The organism is Pseudomonas sp. GW822-FHT02E03 (genome assembly GCF_058802325.1).
In genome coordinates this window covers 32,673-46,053 of the sequence record NZ_JBXAOA010000019.1, presented here as the reverse complement: position 1 = coordinate 46,053, position 13,381 = coordinate 32,673, and the positions used below count along the sequence as shown (strand labels likewise).

The 13,381-nt window shown below is 50.6% G+C and carries 13 protein-coding genes; 8 read left to right on the top strand and 5 right to left on the bottom strand.

Annotated elements, in window-relative coordinates; all coding sequences use genetic code 11:
* The first annotated feature begins 199 nt into the window (after positions 1 to 199).
* The 5 genes from AC1RQB_RS16020 to AC1RQB_RS16000 all read left to right on the top strand — a co-directional run bounded on the left by AC1RQB_RS16020 (position 200) and on the right by AC1RQB_RS16000 (position 6,183).
* On the top strand, positions 200 to 406 hold the full coding sequence (locus AC1RQB_RS16020; protein WP_063341206.1) for a hypothetical protein: 207 nt from the start codon (positions 200 to 202) through the stop codon (positions 404 to 406).
* Positions 407 to 738: 332 nt separating this feature from the next.
* Entirely contained in the window at positions 739 to 2,895 is a 2,157-nt protein-coding gene (locus AC1RQB_RS16015) for an AAA family ATPase (protein WP_063341205.1), read from the top strand.
* Between the two features lie 508 nt (positions 2,896 to 3,403).
* On the top strand, positions 3,404 to 4,108 hold the full coding sequence (locus AC1RQB_RS16010) for a hypothetical protein (RefSeq protein WP_063341204.1): 705 nt from the start codon (positions 3,404 to 3,406) through the stop codon (positions 4,106 to 4,108).
* 355 nt (positions 4,109 to 4,463) lie between these two features.
* Positions 4,464 to 5,435 (top strand): hypothetical protein, encoded by a 972-nt coding sequence (locus AC1RQB_RS16005; RefSeq protein ID WP_063341203.1) that lies wholly within the window; start codon positions 4,464 to 4,466, stop codon positions 5,433 to 5,435.
* 106 nt (positions 5,436 to 5,541) lie between these two features.
* Positions 5,542 to 6,183 carry a DUF6988 family protein gene (locus AC1RQB_RS16000; RefSeq protein ID WP_198537189.1) on the top strand — a complete coding sequence of 214 codons (642 nt, stop codon included), beginning with the start codon at positions 5,542 to 5,544 and terminating at the stop codon, positions 6,181 to 6,183.
* A gap of 24 nt (positions 6,184 to 6,207) precedes the next feature.
* On the opposite strand, the gene AC1RQB_RS15995 is transcribed toward AC1RQB_RS16000, so the two are convergent.
* The 3 genes from AC1RQB_RS15995 to AC1RQB_RS15985 all read right to left on the bottom strand — a co-directional run bounded on the left by AC1RQB_RS15995 (position 6,208) and on the right by AC1RQB_RS15985 (position 8,437).
* Entirely contained in the window at positions 6,208 to 7,176 is a 969-nt protein-coding gene (locus tag AC1RQB_RS15995; protein WP_063341201.1) for an HNH endonuclease signature motif containing protein, read from the bottom strand.
* 36 nt (positions 7,177 to 7,212) lie between these two features.
* Complete coding sequence (locus AC1RQB_RS15990; protein WP_063341200.1) at positions 7,213 to 7,455, bottom strand: hypothetical protein; 243 nt, start codon at positions 7,453 to 7,455, stop codon at positions 7,213 to 7,215.
* Positions 7,456 to 8,131: 676 nt separating this feature from the next.
* The gene (locus AC1RQB_RS15985) at positions 8,132 to 8,437 is read right to left on the bottom strand and encodes a helix-turn-helix domain-containing protein (RefSeq protein ID WP_063341198.1); all 306 of its coding nucleotides are present in this window, start codon (positions 8,435 to 8,437) and stop codon (positions 8,132 to 8,134) included.
* A gap of 149 nt (positions 8,438 to 8,586) precedes the next feature.
* Here AC1RQB_RS15985 and AC1RQB_RS15980 point away from each other — a divergent pair, with 149 nt between their 5' ends.
* The 3 genes from AC1RQB_RS15980 (at position 8,587) to AC1RQB_RS15970 (ending at position 11,299) form a co-directional block, all read left to right on the top strand.
* On the top strand, positions 8,587 to 9,477 hold the full coding sequence (locus AC1RQB_RS15980) for a hypothetical protein (RefSeq protein ID WP_063341197.1): 891 nt from the start codon (positions 8,587 to 8,589) through the stop codon (positions 9,475 to 9,477).
* A 40-nt stretch (positions 9,478 to 9,517) separates the two neighbouring features.
* A complete protein-coding gene (locus AC1RQB_RS15975) occupies positions 9,518 to 9,964 on the top strand; it encodes a hypothetical protein (protein ID WP_063341196.1) in 447 nt (148 codons plus the stop codon).
* 303 nt (positions 9,965 to 10,267) lie between these two features.
* Positions 10,268 to 11,299 carry an FHA domain-containing protein gene (locus tag AC1RQB_RS15970; protein ID WP_063341195.1) on the top strand — a complete coding sequence of 344 codons (1,032 nt, stop codon included), beginning with the start codon at positions 10,268 to 10,270 and terminating at the stop codon, positions 11,297 to 11,299.
* Positions 11,300 to 11,533: 234 nt separating this feature from the next.
* On the opposite strand, the gene AC1RQB_RS15965 is transcribed toward AC1RQB_RS15970, so the two are convergent.
* Together AC1RQB_RS15965 and AC1RQB_RS15960 are read right to left on the bottom strand one after the other, a co-directional pair.
* Complete coding sequence (locus AC1RQB_RS15965) at positions 11,534 to 12,493, bottom strand: hypothetical protein (RefSeq protein WP_131815973.1); 960 nt, start codon at positions 12,491 to 12,493, stop codon at positions 11,534 to 11,536.
* 120 nt (positions 12,494 to 12,613) lie between these two features.
* Positions 12,614 to 13,354, bottom strand: a complete 741-nt coding sequence (locus AC1RQB_RS15960) for a DUF6602 domain-containing protein (protein WP_081235227.1) — start codon at positions 13,352 to 13,354, stop codon at positions 12,614 to 12,616.
* Between the last annotated feature and the right edge of the window lie 27 nt (positions 13,355 to 13,381).

Sequence of the window (13,381 nt, the reverse complement as noted above, 5' to 3'; positions counted from 1 at the left end):
TGAAACCATTCTTTGGACACTCAGAAATCTATGAGTGGACCGGGTGAAATGGGGCGCTATGGGCTACGTTTAACCTCTGGCGAGAAGGGGGCCAGCGTGGGAGGAGGGCATGTTCTTGTGTCATATCGAACATGCAAAAGGAGCGTGGGTGAACTGCTCCAGACTCACCTACAAAATCGACAAACAATAGGGACATTGTATGCGCTGGACACTGGTGCTGGTCTTGGCATTTTTGGCTCTCGGTTACAGCAAGCCTCCAACATTTGAACAGGTTGAGACCATGCCTGCGGGAGCTGCTCGTATAGGACCCACAGCCTTGCAGAGTGTATTGAGCCGCTCTCTGACCGCGCAGGCCAATAATGCGATGCTGGTTCAGCAGTGGAGGGGCGCGGTGGCGCTGAGCTGACCAACTGAACAGCACGAAACGTTGATGGCCCTCGGATGAGTGACAGATCTCAGCTGACAAGCCGCTGCACGGAAACCAATATGCTGGGTCTGTGCCTGAGTCGAGGTCCGCCTCTATGAGCCATACATCAGTCCGTTAGCCAAGGCCCACCTCGCGATTCCCGCACATGCCCTATCACGGCTTCGCGTCGGCCAAGCCAGCTCCGAGAATTCACCTGAAATGCTTTGATACCACCCACCTAAGGTCGGTATGGCAGGCAGCTCCTGGCTCGCCTATGCTCCTTCTCGCCAACAGAGATGGCGCAAAGCCATTTAGCATTCAGGAGTCAGGTTGTGATCACGGAAATGAACGTGGATGGCGTCACCAGCTACAGATCAAAATCTACTCTCTCGCCCACCAACAAGACGTCGCTAATCTATGGGCTCAACGGGGCAGGGAAGAGCACCATCTCCGAGTTTTTATACAATCAGAGCGCGCCACGCTTTGCTAAATGCAGCCTGAAAACCAGTCAGCCGTGTGAAATTTTGGTGTACAACCAAAGCTTCCTGAACGACTACTTTTACGAAGAGGATAATTTAAAAGGGATTTTCACCCTCTCCAAAGAGAACAAGGTTGCACTCCAGCAAATCGAAGCCGAGACGAAAGAGCTGGAGAAGCATCTGGCCGCTCAGCAAGAAAATTCAAAGCTAGCCGCAGACAATGCCACCAAACTCGACCAAGAGAAGACAAAGGCGAGCGGAAAAGTCTGGGAGATCAAGACGAATTTCTCGGGTGGTGATCGCGTTCTGGAATTTTGCCTAGAAAGCCTCAAAAGAACAGAACTCCTTTTCCAGCATATTATTGGGCTGCCTTTACCGGAAAATGCACCTGGCTACACGGTAGATGATTTGAAGGCAGAGGCCTCGTCAATCGAAGGCGAGGGTGCAGCTCCATTCACGAAAATCCCAACCCTTTCCGCTGGCTGGCTGAGTATTGAAGGGGACTCCCTCTGGTCGAAGATTATTGTCGGCAGCCAAGAAGGTTCAGTTGCAGAGTTCATCACCAAAGCTGGTAATTCTGACTGGGTGAAGCAAGGGCTCCAGTACATTTCAGATCATAAGGATCCTCAAACCTGCCCTTTTTGTCAGCAAGAAACGATCACCAAAAATATTATCGATTCCATCCGCCAAGTCTTCGACGAGGCCTACGAGCAAGATGTTAAGCAGTTGGAGTCAGTCAAGACCCGATATGAGGCACTGACGTCCAGCCTGAATCTGCAAGACATTTCAAACTCTCCGCTTGCCAGCAAAGAGGTTGTGGAAGCGTGGAGCATTGTCTGTGAGGCTTTGAAAGCTTCAATCCGTGAAAACATTCTGCACATTGGCAACAAGATCAAAAGCCCAAGCACGCCGGTTGTCCTCACCGATACCCAGTCCGCCGTCGATACGATCAACGAGTTGGTCGGCGGCCTGAACGAGCATATCGAGGCACATAATGACAAACTGGCGAACAAGAAAAAGACTCGGGATGACATTAGATCGCGCTTTTGGATGCTGATGCGTTGGGATTACGACCAGACGATTTCTGCCTACACGCATTCAGCTTCAGACCTTAAAGTCGAGGCCAGTGAGATAAGCCAAGAAGCCACCAAGATAAACACTGATGTCACTGCCTCTAACGGCAAGCTTGCCACTATCAGGAAGCAAACAGTCAACATCGAAGAGTCAATTGAGAATATCAATACTGGGCTTGTTGAGATTGGCATCGATGGTTTTTCTGTGGTGCCACACGGTGAAAATTTCTACCGGGTATCAAGGGCTACTGATCAAGTGAATGCATTTCACTCACTGAGCGAAGGTGAGAAAACTGTTATTAGTTTTCTATACTTCATGGAGCTTTGCAAAGGGCAGAAAACAGCCACAGCGGTGCCGCAAGCCAAAGTGGTTGTGATTGATGACCCGATTTCCAGTCTTTCTCATCTCTATGTGTTTAACATCGGACAGTTGATAAAGAAATACTTTATCAATGATGATCTGTACAAGCAGGTCTTTGTGCTGACTCATAGCCTATACTTCTTCTATGAGTTGACTCATACAAATCATAAAGCGCGCGCCGATACTCAACACCTATTTAGGGTGTTCAAAAATACAAATGGAAGCTCCGTGGTTCCGATGAAGTACGAAGAAATCCAGAATGATTACCACTCCTACTGGTCAATCATAAAGGACCAGGCCTCGCCACCTGTGCTGATTGCTAACTGCATGCGGAACATAGTCGAATATTTCTTTAATTTTGTTCAAAAGAAAGATTTCAATAATGTTTTCCAGAAGCCAGCCCTGTCGACTGATAAGTTCGCGACGTTCTATAGGTACATGAACCGAGAATCACATTCCTTGGGTCAAAATATTTTTGACATAAAGGAATTTGATCATGATGTGTTCAAAGACGGTCTGAGGTTGATTTTTGAAGAGTGTGGGTATTCGGAGCACTACCAAGCCATGAGTAAGTAAATCCGATAAATCGCTTTCTTGGGACGGACATTCGTAATGTGGCGAGTGCTCTGTCTTATCGGCTATTCGCGCCCCTCGCGTCACCAGGGGGGTGTGGCTCTGAATCCGTCAGGTAAAACCTGTGGAGTTGTGAGGTTGAGCGGGGGGGCGACCGTTTGGAATCGACGTACGCGCTCGCACAGCCGCCAATGCTTTTCCGATGTAGTAACGGACCAAAGCGAGGCGATAGGGCCAGGCATCGTAAGCACCCGGCGAAGGATCCGCACACCTTGGTGGTGTGATCCGCGCCAATGGGGGTTAGCACGTGTGGCGAGGCTGTTGACGCAAGCAATCATACCGCGCCTATTCCCTAGCCCTATGAGCGTCAGGTATGGTTAACGACAGGTCTGACAACAACCTCGTGTTCGCCTTAGCTAATGATTGTTGATGCACCCAAATCGCCAAGCTCTTTTGCCTGGCATTGGGGGTGATCGCGAACAGCACCCTCTGCCGGGCAATGGAGATAGTCATGATAAAAGACGATCAGCCCGCAAAAAACCTGCAAGATATCAAGGACGACGCAAACTCGATCCCTAAACAACAGGGAGAGAGGCATATGGACCGCCTCAATCGAGCTGCACAAGCTGCGGGATTCCAGTGTTGGAATCATGCCCGCAATGTCCTTGCGCCCAAAGCGCCTTCAGGCCTTCTGGTAAGCGTGAAATGCGTATTCAAGTGGCATGAGAAGCGTCACCCCAATTTTTGGGAGCGCGCCGGCCATCTGCAAGTCCGAGTGACTCCATTGGCTGGATTTCCCGAGACGGCGCTTCAGCGCATTGTGTTTCAGATGCCCGAGTTCTGGACCGAAGTGAGTGCTTCTGGTTACCCGTATGAGCATTTCCGAATCGACTCGGCATATTTCCATCGTGTCACGGATAGCGGCTACCTCCGCGACAGCCAGCACACCCGGCGTAACGTCCTGAGCTTCCACCTGCTGGACAGCCAATGGCACGCGACCATTTTTGACTACGGCACGAAGCTCTCTCAGAAGGAGATGGAGTGTGAGATCGAGTGTGCCCTCACGGCACATATCGAGAAAACCGTCATCGAGTATCAGTCCAACATGCTCGGCGGTTTTCGGGTACTGCCCAAGGACCTCCATGAGGAAATGGTGAGCATCATGGCCCCAGCGGCACGGCAGTATGCGGCTTCCTTTTCTCATCCACCTGCGTGATTGATTAGCGCTCAACAAAGGGCTCTCGGTAATCCGAGAGCCTTTTCATATGCCCCGTTTTTTGACCATCTTGATCGAAAAAATTTGCGGATTGCGTCATCCCTGCATTGTCTTGAGAGCAGCGTAGACGCTGAAAGGTGCCAGTGGTGCGAAATTGCACTCCACTTGACCACCCGTTTGCATTCGTTCTGACCAGTCACTTGCATCGGACTTGACCAGCACGCTTCGTGGCCATGATCGGCAGAGAAGGGGTGCCTACAGAGTTCGGAAAAAATCGTACGCTAAGAAAAAATCGTACGCCTTGAGGCTGTTCCAGCAGCCCCTATACTGGTTTTGTCTAGGGGGAGGGAGTGGAATGGGAAGCCCGGTACGCATTCTAGTGATCATGTCCATTGCGATATCGCTTTCGGCGTGCTTTGACCGCTCAATTTCAGGTAGTTACGTGGCCAAAGACTCATCAAGCGCTGAGTTCTTGCAACTTACTCAGGCCCAGGACGGAAAGATCATCGGAACATGGCAGCAACTAGCTGTCAAAAGCGGTGGAGGGATAGAAACGTCGAAAGCAAACGTAAGTGGAGTCGTTGATGGTGAGAGTCTGACCCTCACTGTGTCCCTGGCCGGTCTCCCAATCAGTCGGAACCTCAGTGGAACGGTCACCGCATCAACGTTGGAGCTAAATCTAGTCGGCAGCGCCGGCGCTGTAGCCAGCGCTCATTTCGCGCGCGGCAGTGTCGCAGACTTCAATACTGAAGCAGAAAGGTTGGCACAGGCCGGCCAGTCGATTAGAACTGAGAAGTTACGGGCTGATCAGGTCGAAACCTTGGACCGGTCCGCGCTGGCTCTCGAAGAGGCGCTGAATGCGTATGTGAAGAGGGCCAGAAAGCAAATCGACGATACGCCCCGCTTTATTTCTTACTTCACTCGCGCAAGCAACGATATCAGTGACAGGCTGCGTTTTGCGCAGCGTCTTAATAGTGTGCAGAGCGCTCAGACCGAGGCTGCATTGGCGCAAGTTTTCGCCTCCGAGCCCGCGATCCGGAATACCGGAGACTCGATCGATACGACAATTGAGAATATGACCCGGGAAGAGGCATCTCTCAACATCCGAATGATGGCCTTCAATGGTAACTGCCTTGGCATCTCCACCGTCAAACCTGGAGATGTCATACCCAACATGGGCCCCTGCAAAGCACTTACGTCGGCTGCTGCACGGTTTGGGGAGGTGAGAGTGCTTGTCCACACAGCGCATGAGCGCCTCCAACTCCAAAAGAACAAAGCGATGAAAGAGATGGAGGCCACTTGGCAGTTGGCTACTCGTCTTCCTTAACCTGCGAGATGACCGACTCTCATCAGTTCAGATCAGTGCCTCAATGGTATGGGGCTGGATTGCCTCAACTCCGAACTTCTTCAATACCGCATCAGGGAAGTCCGATATGACGCTTGAGGAAATGCTCACCCGCTCGGCTGATCTACAGGCCGAGATCCTGCGACTGCTCGAAGACGTCCCCACACATCCCGGCGAGCGGTTTGAGGCTTCGATGATTGCCTGTGGAGTCGCCCTAGAACACGCTCAGGCACTACGCATCCTGTTCGAGCATGGCAGTCCAACCACCGCGATGTCGGCGCTACGCCTCCAGTTTGAAGCTCTCACCAGGGCGATGTGGATGTTGTACGCTGCGAGTGACCTGGCCATCCAAAAGCTCATGGCACCGCTGACAGAGGAAAGCGCGCGGGTAGCCAATAAACTCCCCCAAGTTGGGGAGATGATAGAGGCTATCGTGAAGAAGGCTCCGGTTGGGGCCTCATCCATGCTGATCCAGTTCAAAGACATTTCCTGGTCGGCGATGAATTCCTATGTGCACAGCGGCATTCACCCGCTGCGTCGGCACCTGGAGGGCTATCCTACCCAACTCGTACTGCAAGTCCTGCGGAACTCCAACGGCTTGATGACCATGACGGGCATGCTCGCGGCGATCCTCACTGGCAATGATTGCTGCATCAACCCGATGCGAGTTATCCAGACACAGTTTAAGGACTGCCTGCCGCCGCTTAACCCCTTGGCCCCACAGGTGTAATGGCCCCTCACACTGCGGAGTGGTTCAGCCGAACCTCTTGGCGTATGTAAGTAGCTGCTTGTTGAGGTCATCCGCATATGGCGCATAGTGCGCTTCGCGGTGACAGCACGGGCACAGGGCCACACAGTTGTAAACACGATCTGACTTCTCGGCCCCTAAGATGTGATGAACATCCAGGAAGCCAGGGAAGTCCCGGCGCTTGCCACAATTCTCACGCTCGCACGCAAACTCGGCCCTTTCGAGTACAGCTCGACGTACATGCGGATCGCGACGGACCTCCGAGCGAAGCGCGTGCACACGCTCGCCTTCATCCCGGCCCAGAGTCGAGTAGTCCGGCGTCGGACAGTCGTCATAGGTATCATCGACCAGTAGCGACTTCACTGCATGGGGAGTGAGCTTGGCTAAATCGATCACACCCGGCCACTGCCACAGTGCATCGGCCACCTCGTGTCCGTCAGGTGTCCGGTCATCCTGCAACCACAGGGTCGGGCTGGTGCCGTTCTGAGCGTGATTCTTCTGCGCTCGCCCCTTCAATCCACGGCGTTGCAGGTCATCGCTGACCTCTCGCTGGCGGTTCCAGATATCGTGCAGACTTTCGATAGGAATGAGCGCGGCGAAGATAATGGCGCCTCCGTCACGCTGTAAAAGCAGATTGTGAGTGAGCCCGCGTTTCGTGTCTCGGGTGGTGATGTGCTCCAGTGTCGCATCCCATCCGCCCGACCGCAGATGCGCTGCCAGTTGAGCCGCGGAGTACTTCTTCTCGTTGGGATTTCGTCCATCGCGCCTCCAGCACAGTCGGACGCGCATTCTCAGTACCTGGCCATCAGGAGTGCGGGTGACGATGAACTGTTGAGTGGCCACGCCCGTTTGAATTCGCTTGTCGTCAATGACAACATAGCCTCGATCTTTCAGGAATGGCGCCAGTGCATCCCTGGATAGTTTTTCCGCAGCATGACTTTCAGGCCCCCGGAAAAGGCGATCTCCTTTCGACATTTTGATACCCCCGCTGTTGATCTATGACGAAGCCGCTCAGCCATACCCAGCACGCGCATCGGCGATGTATTGCAGTGCATCGGCTTTGCGCTCAGCCGAGCAGTCGGCGCGCTTCACCAGCGCCTCACAGAGGCCATAGTCTGCATTGGCCAGGGCGTGCAGCAGGCCCGTGCACAAAAGAACTTCATCGTCATAATCGTCCTGCAACCGCTGATACTGTGTTTTCAACTCGGTAATATGCGCTTCAAGCTGTTCAGAGGGGTTTTCGATATCGGCCATATCGCGGGGATTCCTTTCAGTGCTACATGCTGGTTGCGGACACATTGACCGATTCAGTATAGGCCACAGCCCGTGGGCCTTCGAGAGCCAGGCGGATAGAGGTGGATGAACTCTGAATCTAGCCCGCCACTAGAGTCCGACACCTTAGCGTACGATTTTTTCCGAATTCTGTAGGCTCTGCTCCCGATCAGGGCCATTCTTCGAACTCAATATCCCCATAAGGAATGCCCGCTTTTTGTAGCCGAGCTTCGATCTGATATTTGATGAATGTCCATGTGTCGTCGCCTTGGTCGGCACACGTGGTGATATCTATACAGAGAGCTGTAACCCTCGGATCTACATGCTCATCTCCATTTTCGTCGTAGTAGGAAATCTCCTCCACAGACCTGTAGTCCCTGCCGTCATACTGAGTACGAACGAGAAAAGTCGTTGTCATTTCATGCCCTAGATGTTGAGTGATCGGAAGCACTGTAGGTCTGAAGGTCAATCAGTTCAGGCTTGCCTAACAGTTAACCGAGCTGTTTTTAGCTATAACTACATTCGCAGCAGGGTACGGCTTGGAAGGCGCTACAGCCGTCCGCAGCACATTGCGACCGGTTCCCGAATTAAACCAGCGTGCATGCTGTTCAGTCTTGAGTGAACCAGCAGGAGCTTTTGGAGAGCGATTGCAGCAGGTTTATTCCAATTTGTTGAGATAGGCCATCAACCGTTCTTTTCCAGACTCGCTAAGCCGATAGTAACGCTCAAGCAGCTCCGCTTCATCATGACGGTAGGCGTAGAAGTAAGCTGCGGGCAGATCCAGCTCAACTGCGACTCGTTCAATCAGCTCAGGGGCTGGAACGCGTTTGCCAAGCTCGTAGCGATTCATACGCGTGCTCGCCGAAGCAGGCTCAAGGCCGATTCGTATCCCCAACTCTTCTTGAGACAGCCCAGCACTTAATCGTGCGTGTTTGAGCCGTATGGATAGCGTGCTGGTGGTCATGACGTCTTCTAGTAAATCAGTGACGTCATGGTGCAATTTGCTGCTGGTCGAAATACTACCGTTTTGGTAGCTTTAGCCGGCGATGGCAAATCAGTGGCTCAGGAGCACTAGATGGCCGTCATCAATGAAAACTCATAGGGATACAATTCATGGTCTTGGGCCAAAACGAGTTCCTAGGGCGCCGATTGCTTGCGCTCGCAGTACCTGTCAGCTGTGTTTTGTTAGCGGGGTGTGGTGGGGGAGGTGAGGCTCCTAAAACTAAAGTCTCTATGGCTGCGCCTGCGTTAGAAAAAACTGAGGCGCAAGAAAATGCTCCACGCCTGGTCGCATTCCAAGACCCGGGGATAGGAGAGCCAACTGCCTATCTTGACGCCAAGCAACCAATGACGACTTTCAATTTGTACAACGCGAAACGCGATTGGAACGAATCACCCGAGGATATTGCTGAGTCCATTGCCGATGCGTTCAATCTCCGGAAAGCAAATCCCGAGCTTTATCGGTTGGCGTCAGAAAGACTGTCCGAGAAGGATTCATTTAAAAAGAAAGATCTGACGACAGCGATAGGCGTCCTGGTGGGAGAGGAGGCCAAAAGGTCAAATCAGCACAATCTGATCAAATTGAGTTCTGATGACTGGACGCCAATTTCGCTTAGCAACTATGACCAGCAAGCTAAAGGTTTTCGACTAGATAACTGCTTGTTTTCGGATAAGCTGGAATATTCCGATGAAGAAAAGCGTAATTCAGTTGCTATGGCAAGGGCCCCTAAGCTCCGCTGCTATTTAAATCCTGGCCCAACTTCTTACTACCTCGGCTTTCAAGGTGGTTCTGAGTTACTGCTAAATGTTCCAGATGAAGCACTTGCTCGAACCTTAGAAGCTTCAAGAGAAAGCTTGAAGATCGACATCTACGGCTACGTGAAGTCTGTGGAGCGAGAGCGTTTCGCTGGACAGTTCGGTCCTCAACGATTTGTATTGATCGGCCCACAGCGCATTGATTTAAAAGATGCCAATGGGAAGGTCATTTACTCTAAGAATATTTAATATCACAAAATTAATGTCTTTCACGAAGGTGGCGTATTATATGGCACTTGTAATACTGGACGGCGTCATTCAAGAAATTGGCTTTGGCTCTTACATTGATGGGCAAAGAATTATCTCGTTCGTAAAAATAAACGGTGTTCGCGTAAAAGATGTCATTTGTGACGACTACATGCGTTCATTTTTGGTGGTAGGGCGAACGGTTAAGCTTGCGCTCGTTCGTAGACTTCAGGGTGTGCATGTTTTGTATTCCGCACAGCTTGAAGACGGTGAAATAGTTTCCAAAGGTAAGGGGCTAGCTGTCGCTTGGGTAATAATGCTTGGATTTGCCTTTTCCCTTTTGATGAGTCCAATATTCATAGCTATTTTGCGCGCTACTCACTCGATCATGGTTTCATTAATAATATTGATAGGAACTGGAACGGGGATTGCGTATTTCGTTATGAAAGATCACTTCAAAGCCCGCAAAGTATTCAATATCACTCGTTAACGATATTCAGTGCTCTGCGCTCTTGTAACGGTTGTATGGATTTTCATCATGCAACCATCCTCTACCTGTGGCACTCAACGATTGTACTCATTTCTCCAGCCCACCTCAATTTTCGCTTTGGCTCGCCGATTACTTATGAGACGGTTCTGTTGGGGCTTCAGCGGTGTATTGCCGTCTAAACCAGTTCAGGGTGATCACCCGAACCTGCACATAGCGCTGGGTAGGCGATAATTCTACCGCCTAGGTGGGTACTCGGTGGAACGGTCTGCGTCAATAAATTAATAGGATAGGGCTGAAAACTACATGTACCTAATAGATGGGCAATCTTCTCAGTCTGCTGGTATTTCCCTACGCGCGTACCCGCAAGGCGACACCCTCAACGCCATTTTCCAAACGCACGATCTGGTTGACGGCAGACTAGTCTTGTCAGAAAAGATGTTTAGGGAGTTCGATTCAGAGATCGAATTTTTGATGGATGGGTTGCGGGAGAACAGGCTAGCCAAGCAGGGCTGGACAATAGACAGGGAATTTCGAGGCAATGATACCTTTCAAGCTATGGTTGGAGGCAGTGAGGGTCAGTACCGAATTGATATTGCTGCTGGAACATTACTTGTGGTCCTATCGACCGCTATTGAATTATGTGCTCTTGAAGAGGGCAGCACCACCGCCGGCTTGGCAAATCAGTATCGTCCAGGAGAGAACTCAATTCACTGTTTATTCCCGGGTGTGCAGGAGCCTGATGAGGCGGGATTCGAGGCGCTGGGGCTGGCACTGGATGCCTGTCTTCTGCTGTATTTTCACGAATTAGCTCACGCGATCCACGGCCATTGTGACTACATACCGAAAAACAATGATGAAGCAAGGGCGTTAGAGTCAGACGCTGATTTCAATGCAGGTACCATGTTTGGGGTCTGGGTTTGGCACCTGCCTGCGACCTACAGGAAGCCTAAATCAGAAGAAGACATGTATAGGCGCCTCATTAGAGCTTCCTACTTATTAGGAACATTATTGAAAGCTATGTCAGCGCGTTCTGCGGAGTATCATCACCCCACGAATCGCATCCGCACTTTCCTAGGTGGGGGTGTGTTTGCTTTCGATAAATTAGGCAGGTCAATAAAATTTGACGATGTGAAAGCCGGGGATGACTATTGGGAACAAAAAATCATTTCATATTGCGCATCGATCAAAGATGCCTTGGGACGCTCTACTCTGAAGGCGTTCCAAGGAACAGAAATAGACATTGAAGAAGATCGCCGTCAAATGGAGGAGGTCACTGCCCATGTGCTGAATCGATTGAAAGATGGGCCGCTGATGCACTTTAAGCTGAAGATTTGACGAGATGCCTCAAGCGCGTGGATTTTCATGTAGCAGGCAAAATTATAGGTTTGGTCCTAGGCATCATGCGTCAAAATGGCTGCACCTGGCTTGGGGCGACCGTCTGCTTTCAACCCAAAGGTGCCGGTCAGCAGCGGCAGAGATCGGCCAGAAGCGGTCGCTCACTCCTGACGGCTTTCAATGTCAAACGGCCTCCAACGCTAAAATCAGCGGTACTTTTAGCGTCCATTGCATTTAATTGTTATTTTTAACAGCCCTTTCGTAAAGTGCTTTCCAAATTTCACTAGTTTTATCGGACATGCTTCTTTGACCATCCATTTCTTTTGCGGTTTCTTCAAGCAGTTCTTTCCATTCTAGGGGGCAAAGTTGCAGGAATTTTTCAACTTCACCTGCGTCAAAACCCTCGCTCACACCACGCTCTAAATACTCAATATGCTCTTTGTATCCCGCGAACAAAAAATTTATATAAGGGGTATATTTTTTAGAGGAGCTTACGATCCCACTCAAGATCCCCGATAAAAGTATCGCCGCACGAACATTCGGCAAGTGATATTCATCATTATCTGGGTTCAGCTTATTGTGGAGAAAGAAAGCAAGAAGCACTGTGCAAAAGCCTGCGTCTTTAAATAATGCCGCCAAACCAATAGCGCCATTATTTAGCCCAATGTCCTTTTGAAGTTCAGAGCCGATAGCATTGCCGGTGAACCATTTATGCAACTGCATTCCTGCCAAAAAATCAGCATCCGCCTCCGCAGCTTTTGAGCCACTATTATTAAGTGCCTCTGCATTTACGATATTCGAATCATGCCCTCTAACAATATGAGCAAGCTCATGGCAAAAAGCCAAGCAAACCGCGAGAATCAACCTTCTGTGACGCTGCTCACTTTGGACTTTTTCAAAATTAAATCCATATAGCTTTTCATAGTGCTTAACAAGCTCGACAATAAATTTAACCTGAAAGGTAATTAGGTGCAGCCCCCACATCGCCCCTGCATCTGGCGAAATCGTATCTTGGGTTTTAATTTTCAGCTCATAATTTACATCGCTACCGAATTGACGAGTAAACAACGCACTTATTCTATTTATTGGGCCTAAACACTCTCCTACAAGCCTTATATACGTTGCATGTTCTTCCTCTCCAATGTCGCACTTCCAAAGAAGCTCGGCAATCTCAGCATTCATTGAGTTGGTCACGTGCACTTACCTTTTTCTGCAATATAACGCTTGATTAAGGGGTCGGCCTTAGCCCAGGATTTTTAGCTGCCAGGGCTCTCCTCCAAAATTACTGCCGAAGCTTCGCGTTATGATCGATGGTTATTTATTGATCACTGAAGCATAGGCGGCCCAATCGATTGCTGGGACTGTTCCCAAGGATTGGAGTCGAGCGAGGAGGCGGAATAAGAAATAGATGAGTGCCCCTTCAGAGCCGACGACTTTTAAACTGTCATCGAAACTGTCGAACGCACCGTCATCAAGGGCGCATCCACAATCCAACCTCTCCATATCTTCGATCGGAAGATTCTTTAGAAAATGCTCTCCTAGCCCATCCGCCCAACTCGATTTCGCGGCAACGATGCCTGCGATGATTGGAAATAGCGGCTTCGGCGCAAAGGTCCCCCCAGCATGCGCGATGGGAACAGATGTTCGGTGCAGCTTTCGCACCGAGGCGGCTTTATCACCGGCATACTCGATATAGCTTTTATCGAAATGTGGCTTCGATTCGAATACGGCATACACCGCTTCGACTGGGATGTATCGATGGTTCTGTTGGTCAAGCAGCGTAGGAGTGAAGTGGCGGTCAAAAATCACAATGTCGATCTGATCACTGCGATTTCCTAGGCTGTCGATCACTAAGCCTGTAGCCACCGCATAACGGTTGGGTAGGTAAGACCGGAAAATATCGATCCAATGATCTTCGTTGACTGCGCCATGGGTCCCAGCGTGTGAAATGGATTGTGCCGCCCGCTTCAGTTTGATTGCTAATTCCGCCTGAACGTCTACGAAGGACTCTTTCATCCAGGCTGTATCGGCAATGCGATCTTTTTTGGTGGCCATAATTCACTCCTTATCGATGCATTCAGT